The organism is Bacillus sp. DB-2 (assembly GCF_003315125.1).
Lineage (GTDB): Bacteria > Bacillota > Bacilli > Bacillales > Bacillaceae_G > Bacillus_A > Bacillus_A mycoides.
Genome location: NZ_QNRN01000002.1, coordinates 490,890 through 510,703 on the forward strand (window position 1 = coordinate 490,890; position 19,814 = coordinate 510,703).

23 protein-coding genes and 1 pseudogene are annotated in these 19,814 nt (G+C 34.3%); 4 read left to right on the forward strand and 20 right to left on the reverse strand.

The genetic code is table 11. The features are described 5' to 3' along the window. Window positions 1–31: 31 nt before the first annotated feature. Complete coding sequence (locus tag DET63_RS05420; RefSeq protein WP_002137716.1) at window positions 32–424, reverse strand: hypothetical protein; 393 nt, start codon at window positions 422–424, stop codon at window positions 32–34. Window positions 425–557: 133 nt separating this feature from the next. Between DET63_RS05420 and DET63_RS05425 the strand changes: the two genes are divergently transcribed. After that, window positions 558–1,760 carry an alanyl-tRNA editing protein gene (locus DET63_RS05425; protein ID WP_181777893.1) on the forward strand — a complete coding sequence of 401 codons (1,203 nt, stop codon included), beginning with the start codon at window positions 558–560 and terminating at the stop codon, window positions 1,758–1,760. Window positions 1,761–1,994: 234 nt separating this feature from the next. On the opposite strand, the gene DET63_RS05430 is transcribed toward DET63_RS05425, so the two are convergent. Continuing rightward, window positions 1,995–2,438, reverse strand: coding sequence for an NUDIX hydrolase (locus tag DET63_RS05430; protein ID WP_113936080.1), 444 nt, complete (start codon window positions 2,436–2,438; stop codon window positions 1,995–1,997). 104 nt (window positions 2,439–2,542) lie between these two features. Between DET63_RS05430 and DET63_RS05435 the strand changes: the two genes are divergently transcribed. After that, on the forward strand, window positions 2,543–3,124 hold the full coding sequence (locus DET63_RS05435; RefSeq protein ID WP_113936081.1) for a DUF6434 domain-containing protein: 582 nt from the start codon (window positions 2,543–2,545) through the stop codon (window positions 3,122–3,124). Window positions 3,125–3,132: 8 nt separating this feature from the next. On the opposite strand, the gene DET63_RS05440 is transcribed toward DET63_RS05435, so the two are convergent. From DET63_RS05440 to DET63_RS05480, 9 genes and pseudogenes are all read right to left on the reverse strand, one after another. Continuing rightward, complete coding sequence (locus DET63_RS05440; RefSeq protein WP_113936082.1) at window positions 3,133–4,230, reverse strand: acetyl-CoA C-acyltransferase; 1,098 nt, start codon at window positions 4,228–4,230, stop codon at window positions 3,133–3,135. Next, entirely contained in the window at window positions 4,223–5,686 is a 1,464-nt protein-coding gene (locus DET63_RS05445; RefSeq protein WP_113936083.1) for an acyl-CoA synthetase, read from the reverse strand. The genes DET63_RS05440 and DET63_RS05445 overlap by 8 nt, the downstream gene beginning before the upstream one ends. 65 nt (window positions 5,687–5,751) lie before the next feature. Beyond that, entirely contained in the window at window positions 5,752–6,327 is a 576-nt protein-coding gene (locus DET63_RS05450) for a biotin transporter BioY (RefSeq protein WP_113936084.1), read from the reverse strand. A gap of 123 nt (window positions 6,328–6,450) precedes the next feature. Further along, the gene (locus tag DET63_RS05455) at window positions 6,451–8,064 is read right to left on the reverse strand and encodes a long-chain fatty acid--CoA ligase (RefSeq protein WP_113936085.1); all 1,614 of its coding nucleotides are present in this window, start codon (window positions 8,062–8,064) and stop codon (window positions 6,451–6,453) included. A 136-nt stretch (window positions 8,065–8,200) separates the two neighbouring features. Continuing rightward, a complete protein-coding gene (locus tag DET63_RS05460; RefSeq protein ID WP_002146309.1) occupies window positions 8,201–8,851 on the reverse strand; it encodes an ABC-2 transporter permease in 651 nt (216 codons plus the stop codon). Further along, on the reverse strand, window positions 8,852–9,703 hold the full coding sequence (locus tag DET63_RS05465; RefSeq protein WP_113936086.1) for an ABC transporter ATP-binding protein: 852 nt from the start codon (window positions 9,701–9,703) through the stop codon (window positions 8,852–8,854). Between the two features lie 58 nt (window positions 9,704–9,761). Next, complete coding sequence (locus DET63_RS05470) at window positions 9,762–10,550, reverse strand: helix-turn-helix domain-containing protein (RefSeq protein WP_002146304.1); 789 nt, start codon at window positions 10,548–10,550, stop codon at window positions 9,762–9,764. 264 nt (window positions 10,551–10,814) lie between these two features. Continuing rightward, window positions 10,815–11,375 (reverse strand): annotated as a pseudogene (locus DET63_RS05475) (GNAT family N-acetyltransferase). Continuing rightward, window positions 11,372–11,575, reverse strand: coding sequence for a hypothetical protein (locus tag DET63_RS05480; RefSeq protein WP_002146302.1), 204 nt, complete (start codon window positions 11,573–11,575; stop codon window positions 11,372–11,374). Before DET63_RS05480 ends, DET63_RS05475 begins: the two are co-directional and overlap by 4 nt. Window positions 11,576–11,725: 150 nt before the next feature. Here DET63_RS05480 and DET63_RS05485 point away from each other — a divergent pair, with 150 nt between their 5' ends. Both DET63_RS05485 and DET63_RS05490 read left to right on the forward strand, forming a co-directional pair. After that, a complete protein-coding gene (locus DET63_RS05485) occupies window positions 11,726–12,538 on the forward strand; it encodes a hypothetical protein (RefSeq protein WP_002066615.1) in 813 nt (270 codons plus the stop codon). Window positions 12,539–12,709: 171 nt separating this feature from the next. After that, a complete protein-coding gene (locus DET63_RS05490; RefSeq protein WP_002066614.1) occupies window positions 12,710–12,913 on the forward strand; it encodes a CsbD family protein in 204 nt (67 codons plus the stop codon). Between the two features lie 87 nt (window positions 12,914–13,000). Here the strand turns inward: DET63_RS05490 and DET63_RS05495 are convergent, their stop codons facing one another. The 9 genes from DET63_RS05495 to DET63_RS05535 are packed head-to-tail and all read right to left on the reverse strand — an operon-like array spanning window position 13,001 to window position 19,594. After that, a complete protein-coding gene (locus tag DET63_RS05495; RefSeq protein WP_113936087.1) occupies window positions 13,001–13,987 on the reverse strand; it encodes a HoxN/HupN/NixA family nickel/cobalt transporter in 987 nt (328 codons plus the stop codon). After that, the gene (locus DET63_RS05500; protein WP_113936088.1) at window positions 13,974–14,606 is read right to left on the reverse strand and encodes an AmiS/UreI family transporter; all 633 of its coding nucleotides are present in this window, start codon (window positions 14,604–14,606) and stop codon (window positions 13,974–13,976) included. The genes DET63_RS05495 and DET63_RS05500 overlap by 14 nt, the downstream gene beginning before the upstream one ends. 18 nt (window positions 14,607–14,624) lie before the next feature. Next, window positions 14,625–15,446: an urease accessory protein UreD gene (locus DET63_RS05505; RefSeq protein ID WP_113936089.1), complete on the reverse strand. Its 822-nt coding sequence runs from the start codon at window positions 15,444–15,446 to the stop codon at window positions 14,625–14,627. Next, window positions 15,443–16,060: an urease accessory protein UreG gene (gene ureG, locus DET63_RS05510; protein ID WP_000594929.1), complete on the reverse strand. Its 618-nt coding sequence runs from the start codon at window positions 16,058–16,060 to the stop codon at window positions 15,443–15,445. The genes DET63_RS05505 and ureG overlap by 4 nt, the downstream gene beginning before the upstream one ends. A gap of 14 nt (window positions 16,061–16,074) precedes the next feature. Further along, window positions 16,075–16,782, reverse strand: a complete 708-nt coding sequence (locus tag DET63_RS05515) for an urease accessory protein UreF (protein WP_113936090.1) — start codon at window positions 16,780–16,782, stop codon at window positions 16,075–16,077. Beyond that, window positions 16,760–17,215 carry an urease accessory protein UreE gene (locus tag DET63_RS05520; RefSeq protein WP_113936091.1) on the reverse strand — a complete coding sequence of 152 codons (456 nt, stop codon included), beginning with the start codon at window positions 17,213–17,215 and terminating at the stop codon, window positions 16,760–16,762. The genes DET63_RS05515 and DET63_RS05520 overlap by 23 nt, the downstream gene beginning before the upstream one ends. 18 nt (window positions 17,216–17,233) lie before the next feature. Continuing rightward, entirely contained in the window at window positions 17,234–18,946 is a 1,713-nt protein-coding gene (gene ureC, locus DET63_RS05525; RefSeq protein ID WP_002128526.1) for an urease subunit alpha, read from the reverse strand. 1 nt (window position 18,947) lies between these two features. Next, window positions 18,948–19,277 (reverse strand): urease subunit beta, encoded by a 330-nt coding sequence (locus tag DET63_RS05530; RefSeq protein ID WP_000612162.1) that lies wholly within the window; start codon window positions 19,275–19,277, stop codon window positions 18,948–18,950. A 14-nt stretch (window positions 19,278–19,291) separates the two neighbouring features. After that, a complete protein-coding gene (locus tag DET63_RS05535; RefSeq protein ID WP_001241327.1) occupies window positions 19,292–19,594 on the reverse strand; it encodes an urease subunit gamma in 303 nt (100 codons plus the stop codon). Window positions 19,595–19,814 lie beyond the last annotated feature (220 nt).

Sequence of the window (19,814 nt, forward strand, 5' to 3'; positions counted from 1 at the left end):
TTTCTTTTTCCTTTTTCTATACTTGAGATGTTTATACCCGAGCTGTTCTCGTTATTTCCATATCAATTCCATATGTAAACTGTAGTTCTTTACAAACATCTTTAATCAAAATAGCTACGTTATACTTTTCATTAAATTCTAAAACAATGCTTTCTACTTCTTCATATGTATACTTATATTCGCCAGTAATTACACTTTTTAAATCAAAGCATTCATTAATACAAAGCTGGACGAGTAATTGTTCATACTTCTCTATGACATCTTCTTTTTTCCAAAGTAACTCCTTTACATATAACCGATCAAATTTCACACTTTCTCGATTACAATCCGTTAAAATCCGGGTCATCTCATTTAATTCTCGATATAATTCGGAAATATTTCTGCTTAAACTAAGCAACTTATCTACGCCGTTTTCATATGGCATTTTCATTCCCCCCCGCATTTTCTTCTTATTATAGCAAGAAAATTCTAAAAAAAGTTTCTTTCTTCTGAAATATTAGGAAACTAATTTCAATTGCTTTACAATGAAACTAGCTAACACGAAAGGGGAAAGAAAATTGGAGAAAAAATTATATTACATCGATGCTTATCAGCAAACCTTTACAACTAAAGTTATAAAACAAGAGCATGATACAGAAGGAAACTTATATGTTGTCTTAAATGAAACTGCATTTTATCCAACAGGCGGCGGGCAACCACACGACACTGGAACCTTAAATGGTATTCCGGTAAGTAACGTTGAAGAAGTAAATGGAGAAATTCGTCATTTCATAATAGAACAATTACATACAGAAGAAGTAGAGGGTAAAATAGATTGGGAGCGCCGTTTTGATCATATGCAGCAACATACAGCTCAGCACATTTTATCCGCTGCTTTTTGGGATCATTTTAACATACCGACGATCGGATTCCATCTTGGAAAAGAAACTATAACCATTGATTTAGAAACTGCTAACCTTTCTACAGAAACTGTTGAGAAGGCCGCACAAATTGCTAATCAAATTGTTTTTGAAAACCACCCTATTCGTATTAAATGGATGAACTTAGAAGAGGCCAAAGCATTACCCCTTCGCAAAGAACCGACTATGACAGAAAATATACGGGTTGTTATCATCGAAAACTATGACTACAACGGTTGTGGCGGAACACACCCGAAACATGCAGGTGAAGTAGGCCCTATTCAAGTACTAGGATGGGAGCGCAATAAAGGTGGTATACGCTTAATATTTATTGCTGGTTGGCGTTCTCTTAAATTAATGGGACAACATCAACAAATATTAACAGATGTTTCTAAGCAATTGAACAGTAGCGAAACTGATATTCCAGTAAAAGTGGCACAACTTCTTACCTCTCAAAAAGAAAACGAAAAGGCAGTACAAGCAATGAATGAAAAACTATTATTTGTAGAAGCAAATGAACTACTGCAACAGCCTTTAGAAATACACGGTGGAATACTTATTTCTAAAGTATTTACAAACCGCCCTATGCAAGAAATTGCAAAACTGTCTGCTATTATTACGGAACAACAAGAACACGCAATTACATATTTCGTTATTGAAAATGAGGACAAATTACAATGTATTCTCGCTTGTGGTAAAGCAGTGACACTCGATATGAATACACTTTTAAAAGATGCCCTCCCTTCTATTGAAGGAAAAGGTGGCGGAAATAAAAAGAATGCTCGCGGCGGTGGAAAAGCAATTATGAGTGGGGATGAGTTTTTAAATCAACTTGTTTCTTCTTTACAGTCAGCAGTGTAAATTATTTTATGAATGGGATGTCATTGAACTGGATGATATCCTCTTTGCTGCTTTGCTTCATACATAGTAATACAGTAAATGAAATTATATTAACGATTTTTCAAATATATCTATCATAAATCAAAATATATCAACGATTCTATAAGAAATATCGATTTTCCAACAAAATACGAGAATAAACACAACTTATAGAGTAAGAGGAGGCTGTTCTAAAATAACAGCCTCCTCTTATGTTTACAAACCAATGTTTTGTTTTAATCCTTGATAACTTCCTGCGTTCAAGAACTTTTCAGATGCAAGTTTAATGAACTTCTCAGAAAAACCATATCTACTCAATTCTTCTATCGCTACCATTTGTACATCATGAATTGGATTAAGATCAAATTCATTAGACGGAAGCTTGATTTCACCTGCAATCCTTTCAAGCAGAAATGTAATATGCAATAAAGATGGGGTAGCATCTGGTTTATCACAAACATAGAGTAGTCTCTTAATCCTAACCTCTAATCCGGTTTCTTCTCTCATTTCTCGAATCATCGCTTCTTCTAACGTTTCACCGTTCTCTACTCTTCCCCCAGGTAAAGACCAATTCCGATTCACAACTTTTTGTTTTACTAGCAATACCTTTTCACCTTCAATTAAAATCCCAGTAACACGAACTTGCATTACATTTTCCATATGTAATCTCCTCTTCCTATTAAATTTATAAATTAATCCTTCCACAAAAAGAACATACGTTTTATAATTAAAGGAAATTATGGAAGAAAGAAGTTGTTATATGCATGCGCCCACCTTTAACAAAGCCTATATCCCTTGAAGATTTCCAAAACTATTATTGGTTAAAAACAGAACTGCAAACATTTTGTCGTGAGCATGATTTACCAGCTAGTGGCTCTAAAATCGAAATAACCGAGCGTATCTCACACTATTTAACTACAGGTAAAATATTAAAAAACTGTTCTCATCAAAAGGTAAGTAAAGCTTCCCTCTCTTATAAAGATCTTTCTCTTCAAACAATTATTACTGAAAATCACCGCTGTAGTGAAGATGTGCGTGCTTTTTTCAAAGAAAAAATTGGAGCAAACTTCCGCTTTACAGTAGCCCTTCAAAAGTTTTTTAAAAAGAATACCGGAAAAACGTATGAAGACGCGATAACGTTTTGGTACGAAGAAAACGAACGTAAAAAAGAACCATCCTATAAAACAACTATCGGTACACAGTTTGAATACAATCGTTTTACTCGCGCTTTTTTCGAAGACCCATACAACAAAGGAAAATCAAAAACAGATGCTATCGCTGCTTGGAACAAAATAAAAGCAAAACCTGGTAACAACGTCTATATTCCTGAAAAAGTAGAAAACTAGTTATCTTGCTAGTTTTCTACTTTCTCAAATAATAGAGCAAGCCCTATCCCTCCCCCAATTCCTAATGTAGCAATTCCATATTTCATATACTCTCTTTTAGCCTGATAAAACAAGCGCGTTACAAGCATAGCTCCAGACGCACCGTACGGATGACCAAGTGCTATTGCACCACCATTTACATTTAACTTTTCATACGGAATTTGTAACGTTTGCGCACATGCAACAACTTTAGCGGCGAACGCTTCATTCATCTCAATACAATCAATATCTTCTATTACTAAATTCATTTCTCTAAGTAGTTTTTGTACGGCAAATATCGGACCAGTTCCTGGAATATTTGGGTCAACTCCAACTACAGCACTATGAACGAAACGAAGAACTGGCTTGTACCCTAATTTCCGAGCTTGCCCCTCTTCCATTACAAGAACAGCACATGCCCCGTCATTTACACCACACGAATTCCCTGCTGTTACCGTTCCATTTTGCAAAAATACAGGTTTCGTTCTCTTAATCATTCTTTCATAATTCATTTCTCGCTTTATAGATTCATCTAATAATCCATTAAAATAATGAGGTAATATCTCTTCTTGTATATATCCTTTTTCTAATGCTTGCAGCGTTCTTTTATAGCTAAGACAAGCATATTCATCTTGCATCTCTTTTGTTATGTTATATTGCTCTGCAACATACTCAGCTGCCACTCCCATATCAGGATCCCCAATTGTTTCAGGCGAAAACCGCGCTCTATTTTGAAAAGGTGACGTACTTGTACTCTCTACGCCCCCAGCAATATAACAATTACCTGCATCCCCTTGAATAAAATGACACGCAGTACGAATTGCTTCCAATCCAGCGCCGCATTGCCGGTCAATCGTTACACCAGGTATATGATAACCAAGCCCAGCTTCTAAAGCAGATAATCTTGCAACATTACCTCCCGGTCCAACAACATTCCCTAATATAACATCGTCTATTTCTCTCTCAATTCCTTTACTTAAAAACGTAAGAAGTGTTGCTGCTAATTGCTGAACTTCATAATCTTTCAACATCCCGTTTTTTTTACCAATAGGTGTTCTCTTCGCTTCTACAATAACCGCCCTATTCATATATCTTCTCCCGGTTTTCAATCATACTTTTTGCTGCATTGCGAGCTATTTTCCCGCTATTTGTATAAGGTATTTCATCAACAAAGTACCATTCTTTCGGTATTTTAAAAGATGATAATCGTTGTAAGCAAAAACTCTTTAATTGTTGCTTTGTAGCACTTCCTTTTACGATAGCGACAGGCTTTTCACCCCAGTAACTATCTTCTACACCAACCACAACTATTTCTTCAACAGCTGGATGCGTATATAACACACTTTCTATCTCTTCTGGGTAAATATTGATTCCTCCAAATAAAATCATATTCTTCTCTCTACCAACAATATATATAAAGCCTTCTTCATCTTGGTAGCCCACATCCTGTACTGTCATCCAGCCACCTTCGGACAATTGCGGGATTATAGCTCCATCCGATACATAGCCCATAAAAAACTGATCACTTTTCACATACACAGTTCCTACCTCACCTGTCTGTACTTCTTCTCCTGCTTCATTACATATTCGAACTTGTACATTATGACAAGGTTTCCCTACTGAATTCGGTTTTCTTTCACTCTCTTCATCAACCAATGCCGTTACAAAGCTTAGCTCAGACGCACCATAAAACTCATATCTTTTTGCATAAGGAAGCACATTCTTCATCTTCTCTTTTGCTTCAACTTCCCATTTCGCTCCTGACGAAATAATTTTCATTTCACTTTCAATTACTTTATTTTCTTTATACAAAGACTCAAGCATTGTAGGAACTGTATACATTACAGAAATATTCTCTATCTTTATACTAGATAGCACTTGAACTGGTACAAACTTTCTCATTATGTGTACCGTTTGTCCTAGAAATAATGCACTTATTGCCCCGTATAAGAAAAGAGAATGAACAAGCGTCCCAGCTATTAAAATAGAATCTTCCTTTTTCATATAAAAATCATGTACATTACAATCAAAACTATGTACCCACGACTGTTGAGCACGTAAAAACGCTTTTGCTTTTCCAGTCGATCCTGATGTAAATCCCATATAAAAAGGAGCGTTTTGTACATTTTCTACAGAATGATATGCAGGAAGATAGTTCTCAATCATTTCTTTCCATTCTTCAATCTCAATAATCCTTCCTTCTTCGCACGATATATCACTAAGCCTATACTGCTCCGCCACAATAATATCCGGTCTACTAATCGCTATTCTTTCTTTAAGTTCATCTCGTTTCCATTTTATATCTAGCGGCACACAAACCCATCCAGCCATTGCGGAACCTGCAAATATTTGTAAAAATCCCATACTATTCTCTAATAAAATTGCTATCGTTTTATTCTGCGATTCTTTTTCATTCAACCAGTTTGCTACTTTACAAACTGACTCAAACCATTCTTTATATGTTAAAACTCGATCATTTTCCTTTAGCGCTATTTTATTTGGTTGTAAAGAGGCATGTTTTTTATATTCTTTCGTAATTCCCATATGAGATGTCCTTTCTCTACAAAATAATAAAAAGAAACACGCAATGAACGTGTTTCTTCTCTTTCTTATCTCGCATTTGTATATTTCCCACTCTTTAGAGCAGGCGTAATAATATGTTTCAATGAGCGATGTAATCTTGTCACAAGAATCGCTGCTATAATTGCTTTTATGCAATCCCCCGGTAAGAACACAGCACTTACTTTCATCGTTTCCCATACGGAAACCCCCATTAAGAAAGCTTGTACAGTAATACCAAATACATAAACTACGAAAATACCACCAATTATATTAATGCATAGTACTTTTATAATAGAAACTTCACGTAAACGCTCAATTAAATATCCAATGACAAACGCTCCAACGATATAACCAAGTAAATATCCTGCACTTGGTCCAACAAATACACCTGGCCCCCCGCGTCCACCAGCAAGTAATGGTGCTCCAACTCCAACTATAAGTAAGAAAATAAGCTGACTTAACGCACCGAGACGTGAGCCTAACAACCCACCAGCAAGCATAACACCGAGTGATTGTAATGTAATTGGAACTGGTGTAATAGCAAGAGCAATTGGAGGTATTAACCCTAACACTCCCATAATAGAACTAAATAAAGCGACGAAAACTAAGTTTTTTGTATTCATATTTGCTTCTCCTATTTGTAAACTTAAATCAGATTTTAGATAACATATTATAGGAGTTATATTATCTTTCCCTTTGACATTTGTCAACCGTAATTAAAAATAAGTTTACAAATAAAAGTTCGGTTATTTCTCTTTATGCAAATGCTCAAGTTCTTTTCGAAGTGCCTGTTTTAAAAACTTCCCAACAGATGTTTTCGGTATTTCTTCCATAAATACAATATCATCTGGTAACCACCACTTCGCAAACTGCGGTTTTAAAAACTCATATATTTCTTCTTTTGTAACCGTACTATTTTTCTTTTGAACAACGCAGGCAACTGGGCGTTCTTGCCACTGCGGATGAGGAATTGCAACGACAGCCGCTTCAAATATAGCATCATGTGCCATTAAAGCATTTTCAAGATCCACTGAAGAAATCCATTCTCCTCCGCTTTTAATAACATCTTTCGTACGATCAACAATTTTCACGCAGCCTTCCTCATCAACTGTAACAACATCACCAGTATATAACCAACCGTCTCGGAATCCTTCGACAGTACGATCATCGTTATAATAGCTTTCAGCGATCCAAGGTGCTCGTAAGCATAACTCTCCCATCTCAGTACCATCCCACTTCACTTCACCGTTTGTACCGACTACTTTCATCTCTACACCAGGGACAAGATATCCTTGTTTTGAGCGGATTTCTAATTGCTCTTCATATGATAATTCTGTTTCATAACTTTTTAAACGTGCAAGTGTTACGAGCGGGCTTGTTTCAGTCATACCATATGCATGTACGAAAGGAACATTATATTTTTGCTCAAATGCTTTAATAACGCTTTTCGGTGCAGCAGCACCACCGCATAATATTCTCGTTATACTAGATAAATCGTAACTATCATTTTCTAACTCTTGTAATACACCGAGCCAAATTGTCGGCACACCTGCTGCTATCGTTACTTTTTCAGCTTGAATCATCTCTAATAAAATTTTCGGAGTAAACATTGGTCCTGGCAGAACTTGTTTAGTTCCAAACCAAGTAGCTGCAAAAGGAAGCCCCCAAGCATTCACATGGAACATTGGTACAATTGCCATAGCCGCATCACTTTCCGATAAAGCAGCTGTATCGGCTAAACCGAGTGCCATACAATGCAAAACCGTACTACGATGCGTATAAACAACGCCTTTTGGATTCCCTGTAGTCGCTGACGTATAACACATACCAGCAGGTGTATTTTCATCAATATCTTTTACAAATTGGAAATTGGGATCGCCTTCTTCTAATAGCTTTTCATAATGATATACAGGCTCCAGTGTAGTTTTGGGAAGTTCGTCTTTATCAGTCATAATAATGTAGGCTTGTACAGTTGATAATTGCGATTGAATATTTTCAACAAGTGGTACGAGATCTTCATCAATGAGTAAAATACGATCTTCTGCGTGCTGAATAATGTATGAAATATGTTGAGGAGATAAACGAATATTAATTGTGTGTAAAACGGAAGCAATACCTGGAATAGCAAAATATGCTTCTACATGTCGATGATGATTCCACGCTAACGTTCCTATGCGCTCGCCTTCTTTAATCCCAAGCTTTGTTAACGCACTGGAAAGTCTTCTTGTCCTTTCCCCTAGCTGCTTATACGTTAAGGTCGTAACTGTATCATGCGTCCGTGAAATGATTTCTTTCTTCGGGAATAGTTTTTCTGCCCTTTCCATCATAGAACTAATTGTTAGAGGTACATTCATCATCATATTGTTTACACCCTCCCTTTAAAGCGTTTTCATTTCTGTATATTATAACAGACTTCTACAAAAAATTACGATATTTTTCTGTATTTTCTGAATTATTTCTTTGGAAATAATTCAGAAAATACTAGGAGAGAATCTATTAAAATTCCTTCTTACGATATATAAATACCGAAATAAAAAAAGAAAAGATATATAGGATAACGCCAAATATTGTATATAGAATTGAAATGTATACAGATGAATTTAAATTTGATATTGGAAATTGTTCTATTAGATAGCCAATTACACTTTGTAATCCAAAATAAGTAACAAGTCCCCCGCATGCGCCTCCAATTGTAATAGCATCAGATTTTTCTGCTCCAAAAATATAGAGGAGTGGATAGGCTATTGCTCCGGCATTAAGAATGATGAAAGTCCCTAAAGAAACACTCTTGAATATACCATCATCAATTGGTGTATCTGAAACTAAACCATATACATAAAATACGCCATAAGATAATAAGGTACCAATAATTACAACTAAAAAATAGAAAAAATAGTGACTTTGCACAATATTACTTCTAGTAACCGGTAAAGTAAGTACATACTTTTCATAACCCGACTTACTCTCATATTTAATAACTTCAAGTGCAGGAATCGCAGCAAATAAGATAATGAACGTAGCAATTAAACGGTACATTGAAGCATCACCAAAATAAAACACGAATCCCGCTCCCAATATCGCTATTCCCATGAACATAAAGAAAGTTCGATACACTAGGTAATAGTTTGTCAATAATAAACCTCTCATTTATTTTTCACTCCTCGTTAATAAGACACTCATTTCTTCTATCGAGATGGTTCTATGAGCAATCCCACTTGGTAATTTATGTACATCTGATACGAGTACATTGAAATAAGAACCATGGTTCCTCTTTGCCACAACTATATCTTTGTTGATTAAAGTTAGTTGTTCCACATCAACATCTACAATGGCGTAACTGTCCAAAACCTTATCTTTTTCTTCATTCAATAAAATTTCTCCATCTTTTATAATGATAAGGTGGCTAGCTATTTTTTCTACATCACTCATAATATGAGAAGAAAGTAATATACCACCATTACTTTTACTCACAAAACTTTTTAATTCCTCTAACACGCCCTCCCTAGATGAAGGATCAAGACCTCCCGTCGCTTCATCTAGGATTAATAATTTTGCATTATGCGACAATGCAACAGCTATGGATAGTTTCATTGACATCCCACGTGAGAATTCACCTACTTTTTCATCAGTAGGTAAAGAGAAAGAATGAACTAATCGATAAAAATTTTCTATGTCCCAATATTCAAACATCTTTTCAAAAACCTTATTTAGTTGTTTTATTGTAAGATGAGCCGGTAGATTCATAGCATCAAATACGACTCCAATCTTTTCCTTAATCTTGGCATGTTTATTTATATTTTCTTCACCAAATATTTTTACTGTACCGCTATCTTTAGAAATTAATTGTAGTACTGTTTTAAATGTTGTTGATTTACCTGCTCCATTATCACCAATAAATCCAACAATTGATCCAGACGGCACATTGAATGATACATCTCTTAAAACAACTTTGTTTCCAAATGATTTACTCAAATTTTCAATTTCTAAAAGGTTTGACATCATTCCACTCCTATCTTAGCTTTTAATAAAAAAACGAATTAAAACACGTTTTCTCCTATTAAAAATTATCCACTTTTTCTCTCACTTTCTTTTTTAGTTTAAAGATAAAACGATTGCTATATTCTTTATTTTCCGCTAAAATTCTGTACGTTTCTAACACTCCTAAAACACTAACAAAAAGATAAAAACCAATTGCAATAAGAACCACACAGTAAGGATAATACTGTACTAACTCTCCTGAAGTGATATGCTTTTTCTCAAACAAAAATGGTATTGCACCCGCTGCTATGAAACAAAGTCCAACAATTACTACTGCAGCATATTTCTTTTTAATAGTCGCATATCTTTTTGTCAATTCTTTTAAAAAATTTGGATCAAATAGTAGTTCTTCCTTTTTCAATACATTGTATCGACTCTCTTCTATCGTTACAGGTACCATAATCGCTCCAATTCCAAGGACAGCAATAATAATGATAAGGAATGTAGACATTGTTGGATCTTCTTTGAATAATAAATACGGTATTGTAGATAAAATAAGCAAACTAAACCCTAATGCGATATATTTAGAAATTTTTTGCCCATATACTATATACCCTTCTGCCATTTCCTTACTTACATAATAACCATGTTCCTTTTCATTACTTTGCTCAGCAGTTTCTTTTAATAAGTAATCAAGCGATACTTCAAATACATTTCCAATCATTATTAGCTTTTCAGTTTCTGGAAAACCTTGACCGTTTTCCCATTTACTAACCGCTTGCCTTGTCGTGTTTAATTTCTCAGCTAATGCTTCTTGAGAAAGGCCTTTTTCCTTTCTTAATTTAAAAAGTTTCTCACCAAATCCCATATGTGTGTCCCCCTTGTTTTCTTAACTAAATTGTATGTAAACATTGCCCCTATCTCTATCTTCCTGCGGTTGCACTTTGTCAACTTACGGTTGCGATTATGTTATATGGCGGTTTTGTATACGTTTTAGCTGTTTTTCTTCTATGATTATGGCGTTAATAAAACAACCCCTCTCAATAACCAATTATAACAATTAAAGATAATTATTGTTATAGAAATAAAAAACTCCCTTATTCATTTAAAGGAGTTTTCGTTATGACATATTTCATTTATTCCTATATCTTTCTCGGGATATACAATACCTTTTCGTATCACGATATTTACCTTTTACAAACAAATCATTTTGAATCGTACACTCATACTCCATATTTAAACGTTTCATTAGTCTTTCAGTTGCTTCATTTTCTGAATTACATCCCGCTTCGATGCTATTAAGATGTAACTCATTAAATCCATAACTAAAAAAAGCTAACGCCGCTTCGGTAGCTAGTCCTTTCCCCCAATATTTTCGCGACAAGGTGTATGCAATTTCCGATTTATGTATAGTTGAATCATAACTTATAAATCCACATGTCCCTATGAGTTTCTGCTTCTCTTTTAATACTATTCCAAGAGGAGCGACTTTTTCTTTCTCATATCGTTCCATGATTTCATAAATAAACTTTTTCGTACCATTTAACGATCGATGTTCATCTCATACAGTATAAGTTGTTAATTTATTATCCGAAGCATACTCGGATATATGTAAAATATCACTCATATTAATTTCCCTTAATATAAGACGTTTCGTATACAACGCTGGATATGACCACTTCTCAACAATCATAACGGCTTCTGTTTAAACTTTTCATAATTCCGTACCTTTAATAAAAGGATATTCCCGCAATCTGTACAAATATAAGCATCCACTGGTGAAGATGTGAACATCGTCTCCTTTTTCCGTATTTGTGCATAACCGATAAACTCACCTTCTCCTATGTTATGAGAACCGCAATGAGAGCATGTCTGCACGTCTTTCTGTTTCATGAGAGCACCACCTTTAATCTGTTTCTACTCCCTTCGACAGTTAACTTCCATTTCCCTTCCAAAAACCTTCTTATTCTCTTAGATTACAACAGGAATCCTATTAGAAAAAACGTATATATACTATGACTATATTTTTTTTGGAGGAATTTTATGAGTACTATTATGACACTCGATACAGCAAGTGAAATTGAAAACGCAGAAATAGATATGCTTTCTTCTAGATTAGAAGCACTACAAGCACTGAGCGGAAATCCAATGCAAATACAAATAAAAAAATTCGGAAGTGCCACTGCCTTTTCATCAAAAGTAATTACTGGTCCTGCTTTTAATACGGTAAAAGGCATTACATTTATAAATACAGATGAGTTAGATGTAATCATCTCTCATTATCAATCACTACAAATTCCTTGCCGTTTTGAAATCACACCAGCGCAAGGCACAACTGAACTATTTCAATACTTATCTCAAAAAGGCTTTTACCAATCTAGCTTCCATACTGCTTTATATAGTATACCGAGAGAAGATTCATCCCTTCTCCCTTCTAGCATTTCAGTACGCAAACTGAAAGAAAATGAGTTTGATATTTTTGCAGACATATATGTACGTGGATTTAATATGCCCCCCTTTACAAAAGATGGTGTTCGCCAAAATAACGAAATTCTTTACAATAAACCCGGGTGGCATTTTTTCATATCTGAAGTTCAAAATATCCCTGCAGGCATTGGTGTACTGTATGTAAATAAAGGTATTGCCTCATTAGCTGCTTCTGCTACTTTACCGGAATTTCAGCGTAAAGGTTGTCATACTGCATTAATTCAAAAACGAATAGAAACAGCTATAGCAACAGACTGTCATTTAATAGTTGGACAAGCTCGATTTGGTAGTGGTAGTCAAAATAATATGGAACGTGCTCATTTGAAAATCGCTTATACAAAATCAATATGGACTGTGAAAGACATATAATTAACATTTTTTCTCTTCGCATTACAACCTTAAACATTTTATGACAATTCCTTTTCTATTCTATTAATCATTTGAATATTCGAACTAGATTTGTTACGCTATTACTAGATACATCATTCAACTTGCAATATGAAAAGAGAATTCTAATCAAACTACAAGGAGGAGAAATGTATGACAAAGCATGATCATGGTTTAAAAGAAAAAGTAGAAGGTGCCATTGATAAGGTAAAAGGTGAAGTAAAAGAAGTTGTCGGAAAAGTAACGGACAATAAGAAATTACAAGCCGAAGGAAAATGGGATAAAGTAAAAGGTAATGCAAAAGATACAGTTGGTAATGTAAAAGAAAAAGTACATGAATATAAGGAACATAAATAATAAAAAACACGTTAGATGCATTTTCATCTGACGTGTTTTTTATTTCAGTTTATATACATAATTAACCAAATATCATACGGTATATTTTTATTTCTCTATACTCTTTGTAAGTGGTTCTTTAAATGCATTTCTATTCCATACAGCAAAAACAATAAGAGAAATAATAAAGAATACAACAAGACATATACCCAAATAATCAAAATTAACTACCTGAATGAGATTCCAAAACGGTCCCTGTAAATTATAGCTTTCAATAAGTAAAGATAATAGTTGATAACCCCCTATTAAAAAAGCTGTTATAACAGATATTGAGGTAATTAATACGTTATATGAATTTCTAATTCGACTATTTTCCATTGCCCACTTATAATTCGTATTCATGAATGTACTATCTAATGTATCCATCAACGACATTCCTGCAGCAAACAAAATGGGAAAAGCAAATATACTTACAAGCGGGATAGATTGACTTGTTGCAGTTACTGTAGAAAGAGCAATTAATCCGATTTCACTTGCTGTATCAAAACCAAGCCCAAATAAAAAACCGATCATATACAATTGCTTTTGACTATCAATAAACGTAAATAAGCGCTGCGTGAAACGATATATAAATCCTAAGTTTTCTGGTTGCTTATCCTCTTGGCTTCGTAACACTTTAATAAGGTACAACAGATTGGTAAGCCCAATAATAATAAGAAATGTACTAGAAACAATTGTGCCGATAATACCGCCTATAGTAGAAAAACTCTCCATTCCATGTTTTGCTGTTTTTCCAATTAAAGCAATTAATACGATCATCACAAATACTACAGTAGAGTGTCCTAATGAGAAGTAAAACCCCACCCCCTGTGAGTTTTTACCTTTTTCAATTAATTTCCGAACAGTATTATCAATTGCGACAATATGATCACTATCAAACGCATGACGCAATCCTAAAGAATATGCAATAATAGCCATTCCAATTATGCTATTGCCTTTATACAGTGCAGGTAATAATAAGAGAATTCCAAGCACATGAAGAAATATAATAATAACAAAAAAATTAGTTGCTTTTTTCAGTTCACTTTTCCACATAGTTACTAACCCTTTCTACTTTAGATTGAATACTCTTGAAAAAGAAAAGTGCCATAATAAAAACTACAATCGTTATAATAGTCACTAAAATAATTACAAAATCATTTAACATGCCTGTATTATTTGTAAGTGTTAACAGGGCTGGTATCGTTGCAGTAATCCAAGATTCAATGAAGCAAACAATCCCTACATAAATATGAATCTTCTTTTTCAACCCATCTTGCAAGAAAAATAAAAACCAAAGGAACGCCCAAAAGAACCAAATTATTGTACTTTGTAGACTTCCACTCTCATGTAATTGATTCGCTATTCCCATAACCGTTGCAATAATAGCAACCCAAAGAGAATAGTAGCCTACACCTGAAGAATCAAGTTCTAATATATTCGTAAGGCCAACATATAAATAAGTAAAACCAAATAAAAAAATAGTTCCATTAGATAGGATAGTCCACTCATTAGATTGACTTCCTGTAAATAATAAATATAGTGGTGTCAAAGTTTGTAATGCCCCTACAAATAAATTGAAGTACCCTACACTTTTGCTATCAATGAGTTTAAAAGCTGCTAGTGCATTCATAAATAGAACTGCACCGACAAATAATAATCCCACATTAGTCATAGTATCCCCTTCTCCTACTTAATATTTTCGATAGGATGTTAATTTTTCATGCAGACAATTCTCTCTAACAAAACGATGACACTGAAAAAATATAGACTCCATATCCTCTGTATTATGACTAAGTATGCGTATGACAAAGCCTTTACATGGCATAGAAGATATTCCAATCTTCATATTGTTAGTGTTAGAAAGCGAAGTTTTTAATGCTACAATTAAATCATTTGTAATGTTCTCATTAATAACCATGAAAGTACCATAATGGGAATATTGATTTAATATTCCCATTTGATCTAACGACTCTTTGAAAGGGTTTAACAATAAATGATCGTAAACTACAAGTTTGTTTTCCATATATACTTTTGTTAGCGAATCAAAATACTGGTATGTGAACTTCTCCATATTTGGAGACCAACCAGGCGTAACTGAATCGCATAAAATCAATGTAGAATTATTTTGCATATATATATTTGTTTTTTGCTTATATGCTGCATCCTTGTACATAATCAACGGATCTGGTAAATACTCCATAACAGCATTTTCACCAATATAAACATTCAATTCTTGCAAAGCATAGCTATTTGGAGTCTTGTAAACTTTCGTTGCTGATTGGCTTGTTATATATGTTTTCGCATCTTCATGAACATTTATATTTATAGAATAGAAGTCTCCTTTTAAATAACCTCCACCAGAATTCATGATATAGTAATATGCTCTACCATAATCGTCCAAATATATTGGCTGCGTTACTTTTAAGGCATCTTTATGATAAACCTTAATAGGTACCGTTTTATGTCTCTTTTCCATCACATCAATGTTTAAGACACCTGTAGGGGCTTTCATTTCTTCAATCCTTCTAACATGATGTTTTGTCGCATCCAATTTATTAATCCCTGTAAGCCTTCCTCATCCTTCAAATTTGTAAAAAAATATGGTTTATTATGTCGGTAATTTTTCGTATCCTGCTCCATAACTCCAAGATCAGCCCCTACATAAGGTGCCAAATCCGTTTTATTAATCACAAATACATCAGATTTGATCATTCCTTGTCCACCTTTACGAGGAATCTTTTCTCCTTGTGCTACATCAATAATATAAATTGAAAAATCCACTAGCTCTGGACTAAATGTGGCAGCTAAATTATCACCCCCACTTTCAATAAAAATAATATCTAAATTACTATGTCTAATCATGAGCTCTTCAATTGCTTCAAAATTCATAGAAGCATCCTCTCGAATTGCTGTATGTGGACACCCTCCTGTCTCTACACCAATAATTCTATCTTCTGGTAAAACACCCGTTTTCAATAAAATCTTTGCATCTTCTTTCGTATAAATATCGTTTGTAATTGCTGCAATTTCATAATCTGTATTTAAATATTTTGTTAACTTTTCAACTAACATTGTTTTCCCAGCACCTACCGGGCCACCAATACCAATTTTAATAGGCTTTATCATTTTATTTTTCCTCCCTATGACATGAAGACTCTTATATTTACATCTTCATGTTGCATTTGATTTATTTCGAATTCAGGATCATTCAATCCAAAATCCTCTAATGAAAGCATTTGAATTCTATCAATAGATTCACAGATCAATTCATGGCATTCTTGTAATAGTTTTTGACCATCCGTCTGTCCAAGAGGAATGGCTCTCACACCATTTTGAATAATACTTCCAACACATGAATATAAGAAAACTAAGAGCGTTTCTTCTACTGTCATTTTCAATTCCGCCCCTAATATTCCGTATACGATACTCGGATGACCTTGTAATTTATTACCCATAACATCTTCTTTGTATATATTTAAATTTGCAAATGAGAACAGTTCACACAATAGTTTAGAAGTACTTTTACTAATCATTCTATTTGCTCTTCTACATTCAAAAGGCAATGTTTGTGCTGTTATTAAATCATCTAAAAATGTAATTTGTTTTCCATCATTATTCTTAGTGGCTTCGTAAGTATATTTGCAAATTAAGCCGTCCGTGTGTGTTAATTGCACTTTTACATATCGATTAATCCATTTGAAAAATTCTCCTTTATTTGTAACTTGTCCCTCTTGAATAAATGTTTCTAATCCAAAAGAGTGACTAAAACTTCCTGTTGGGAAGTTCGAATCACTAATTTGGAGTAGGTTAAGTAGGTTAAGTAGGTTAAATATGTTTGTGTGAAGCATGCTTGAACGGTTTGGGTAATACTCTATTTTCTTTTTGATAAGGAACACCTTCCTTTTTGAGTAAATCTTCTACTAAGTAGTCGTTCGCCAAAATCATACACCCTTCATCGAATTGTGCTGGCAAATGTCTATTTCCTAAGTTATGAGCAATAATTCCCATTTCTTTTATTGACGTTGGAGTAATTACAATTACCTCTTCTGGTAACACTTCAATATATACAATACGATGTTCATCTTCATATAAAATATCACCGTTCTTTAATGTTTCTCCATTATCTAAAGACACCCCAATTTCAAAACCAGATTCTGAATATAATTTCTGAACCCTCTTTAGTAAAAGCTCACTAGAAATCAATATTTTATCAAGATGCTTTTTTGTATTTGCAAAATCATTCATATTGCATACGTTGTTATTAATTTTTTCAATAATCATTTTATCTCCTCCGTTATATCAAAATAAAAAATATCTTTGAGCCATAGGTAATACATCTACTGCTTCACACGTAATAACTTGTCCATCAACTTTAACTTCATATGTCTGCGGATCTACTTCAATTTCTGGTGTTGCATTATTCAGCTTCATATCTTGCTTAGAAATCTCTCTCGTATTTCTAACAGGTAATACAACTTTATTTAAACCTAATTTTTCTTTAATATTATTCTCATAAGCTACTTTAGATACAAATGTAATCGAACTTGACTGTACCGCTTTTCCATATGCACCAAACATCTTTTTTTCATAATATGGTTGTGGTGTGGGGATCGAAGCATTCTCGTCTCCCATTAATGCCATCACTACCATCCCGTTTTTCAAAACCATATCTGGCTTAACACCGAAAAATTGTGGATCCCATATTACAAGGTCTGCATATTTCCCAGCTTCAATAGAGCCGACATATTCTGAAATCCCATGTGTAATAGCTGGATTAATTGTATACTTAGCTATATAGCGTTGAATTCTATTATTATCGTTATACTCTTTATCTCCCTCTAAACTACCAATCTGCTTTTTCATTTTATCGGCGGTTTGCCAATTGCGAATAATAACCTCTCCAACCCTTCCCATCGCCTGCGAGTCAGAGCTAATCATGCTGAAAACCCCTAAATCTTGCAAAATATCCTCTGCCGCAATTGTTTCTTTTCGAATCCTTGAATCCGCAAACATTACATCTTCTGGAATATTTGCTTTTAAATGATGACATACCATGAGCATATCTAAATGTTCATCCAACGTATTCACTGTATATGGCAAGGTCGGGTTCGTTGAAGAAGGTAAAATATTATTCAGTGCAGCAATCTTTATAATATCTGGTGCATGCCCACCACCAGCCCCTTCAGTGTGGTACGTATGAATAACACGATTATCAATAGCCTTTATCGTTTCTTCCACAAAACCACATTCATTTAACGTATCAGTATGAATAGCAACTTGAATATCATATTTATCAGCAATCTGTAACGAGTGATTAATTGCTGAAGAAGTCGCTCCCCAATCTTCATGAATTTTTAATCCAATAGCTCCTGCAAATATTTGTTCTTCCAGGGCAGGTAAACTTGAACTATTTCCTTTCCCTAAAAACCCAATATTTATAGGAAAAGCTTCTGCTGCCTCTAGCATTTTTCTTAAATTCCAAGATCCAGGCGTTATTGTAGTTGCCTTAGTACCCTCTGCCGGTCCTGTTCCTCCCCCAATTAAAGTTGTTATACCTGAAGCTAATGCTGTATCAATTTGTTGTGGGGATATGAAATGCACGTGTGTATCAATACCTCCAGCTGTAACGATTTTTCGTTCACCAGAAATTACTTCCGTTGATGTTCCAATGATGATATCAATATTATCCATAACTGAAGGATTACCACTCTTACCAATTGCTGAAATCTTTCCATCTTTTATACCAATATCCGCTTTATATACTCCTGTATAATCAATAATAATTGCATTCGTAATAACAACATCAACAACACCCTGTTCCCTTGTAAGTTGCGAATTTTGTCCCATACCATCCCTAATTGATTTTCCTCCACCAAAGACAGCTTCATCACCATATACCGTGTAATTTCGATCAATATGTGCGAATAATTGTGTATCCGCTAAACGAATAGAATCTCCTGTAGTTGGACCATATAAATCAGCATATTGTTTACGTGACATCTTAAAACTCATGCTATCTCCCTCTTTTTTTGTAAGATTGAATATCGCCATCCACTTTATTTTTAAATCCATATACTTCTTGCTTCCCTGAGTACGGAACTAATTCAATCGTTTTTTCATCCCCAGGCTCGAATCTTACCGCTGTACCCGCTGGAATATTTAAATGTTGTCCAATTGCTACACTACGATTGAATTTTAACGCCTCATTCACTTCATAAAAGTGGTAATGAGACCCAATTTGAATCGGTCTATCTCCCTGATTTAACACCTTAACTTTCGTTGCTTTTTTATTTCCATTACATACTATGTCTTCTTTCGCAAGGATATATTGCCCTGGAATCATAACATTCACTTCCTTTAATGAATTGGTTGATGAATAGTTACTAATTTTGTTCCATCAGGAAAAGTTGCCTCAACTTGAATATCTGATATCATGTCTGCAATCCCATCCATAACATCTTCAGCACTTAAAATATTTTTTCCAAGCTCCATTAATTCCGCTACATTTTTACCATCTCTTGCTCCTTCCAAAATTTCATACGTAATAATAGCGATACTTTCTGGATAGTTTAACTTAAGCCCTCTCTCCTTTCGTCGATAAGCTAAATCAGCCGCAACAACTACCAGCAGTTTATCAATTTCTCTTGGAGTTAATCTCATTACAATCTTCCTTTCTAAAATATTTTAAAACTAAGAATATTCTAAAAATAAAAGATGTACTTCCAATGTCCTTTCCGTGTTTTCTCCATGTTTTTTTCTGCTAATCAAATAAAAAAAGACTAGAATTTTGATATTATCCCCTTTAGGTAGACAGTGTAAAAAGACCATGTACATACATGGATGTTACACTATTACTTGGAGGGGATTTTTCATGACTAAG

What these genes read in the sequence shown, in the direction of transcription:
- DET63_RS05420 (WP_002137716.1), bottom strand. Translation starts at nt 424, where the DNA reads ATGCCATATGAAAACGGCGTAGATAAGTTGCTTAGTTTAAGCAGAAAT.
- DET63_RS05430 (WP_113936080.1), bottom strand. Translation starts at nt 2,438, where the DNA reads ATGGAAAATGTAATGCAAGTTCGTGTTACTGGGATTTTAATTGAAGGT.
- DET63_RS05435 (WP_113936081.1), top strand. Translation starts at nt 2,543, where the DNA reads ATGCGCCCACCTTTAACAAAGCCTATATCCCTTGAAGATTTCCAAAAC.
- DET63_RS05440 (WP_113936082.1), bottom strand. Translation starts at nt 4,230, where the DNA reads ATGAATAGGGCGGTTATTGTAGAAGCGAAGAGAACACCTATTGGTAAA.
- DET63_RS05445 (WP_113936083.1), bottom strand. Translation starts at nt 5,686, where the DNA reads ATGGGAATTACGAAAGAATATAAAAAACATGCCTCTTTACAACCAAAT.
- DET63_RS05450 (WP_113936084.1), bottom strand. Translation starts at nt 6,327, where the DNA reads ATGAATACAAAAAACTTAGTTTTCGTCGCTTTATTTAGTTCTATTATG.
- DET63_RS05455 (WP_113936085.1), bottom strand. Translation starts at nt 8,064, where the DNA reads ATGATGATGAATGTACCTCTAACAATTAGTTCTATGATGGAAAGGGCA.
- DET63_RS05460 (WP_002146309.1), bottom strand. Translation starts at nt 8,851, where the DNA reads ATGAGAGGTTTATTATTGACAAACTATTACCTAGTGTATCGAACTTTC.
- DET63_RS05465 (WP_113936086.1), bottom strand. Translation starts at nt 9,703, where the DNA reads ATGTCAAACCTTTTAGAAATTGAAAATTTGAGTAAATCATTTGGAAAC.
- DET63_RS05470 (WP_002146304.1), bottom strand. Translation starts at nt 10,550, where the DNA reads ATGGGATTTGGTGAGAAACTTTTTAAATTAAGAAAGGAAAAAGGCCTT.
- DET63_RS05480 (WP_002146302.1), bottom strand. Translation starts at nt 11,575, where the DNA reads ATGAAACAGAAAGACGTGCAGACATGCTCTCATTGCGGTTCTCATAAC.
- DET63_RS05485 (WP_002066615.1), top strand. Translation starts at nt 11,726, where the DNA reads ATGAGTACTATTATGACACTCGATACAGCAAGTGAAATTGAAAACGCA.
- DET63_RS05490 (WP_002066614.1), top strand. Translation starts at nt 12,710, where the DNA reads ATGACAAAGCATGATCATGGTTTAAAAGAAAAAGTAGAAGGTGCCATT.
- DET63_RS05495 (WP_113936087.1), bottom strand. Translation starts at nt 13,987, where the DNA reads ATGTGGAAAAGTGAACTGAAAAAAGCAACTAATTTTTTTGTTATTATT.
- DET63_RS05500 (WP_113936088.1), bottom strand. Translation starts at nt 14,606, where the DNA reads ATGACTAATGTGGGATTATTATTTGTCGGTGCAGTTCTATTTATGAAT.
- DET63_RS05505 (WP_113936089.1), bottom strand. Translation starts at nt 15,446, where the DNA reads ATGAAAGCCCCTACAGGTGTCTTAAACATTGATGTGATGGAAAAGAGA.
- ureG (WP_000594929.1), bottom strand. Translation starts at nt 16,060, where the DNA reads ATGATAAAGCCTATTAAAATTGGTATTGGTGGCCCGGTAGGTGCTGGG.
- DET63_RS05515 (WP_113936090.1), bottom strand. Translation starts at nt 16,782, where the DNA reads ATGCTTCACACAAACATATTTAACCTACTTAACCTACTTAACCTACTC.
- DET63_RS05520 (WP_113936091.1), bottom strand. Translation starts at nt 17,215, where the DNA reads ATGATTATTGAAAAAATTAATAACAACGTATGCAATATGAATGATTTT.
- ureC (WP_002128526.1), bottom strand. Translation starts at nt 18,946, where the DNA reads ATGAGTTTTAAGATGTCACGTAAACAATATGCTGATTTATATGGTCCA.
- DET63_RS05530 (WP_000612162.1), bottom strand. Translation starts at nt 19,277, where the DNA reads ATGATTCCAGGGCAATATATCCTTGCGAAAGAAGACATAGTATGTAAT.
- DET63_RS05535 (WP_001241327.1), bottom strand. Translation starts at nt 19,594, where the DNA reads ATGAGATTAACTCCAAGAGAAATTGATAAACTGCTGGTAGTTGTTGCG.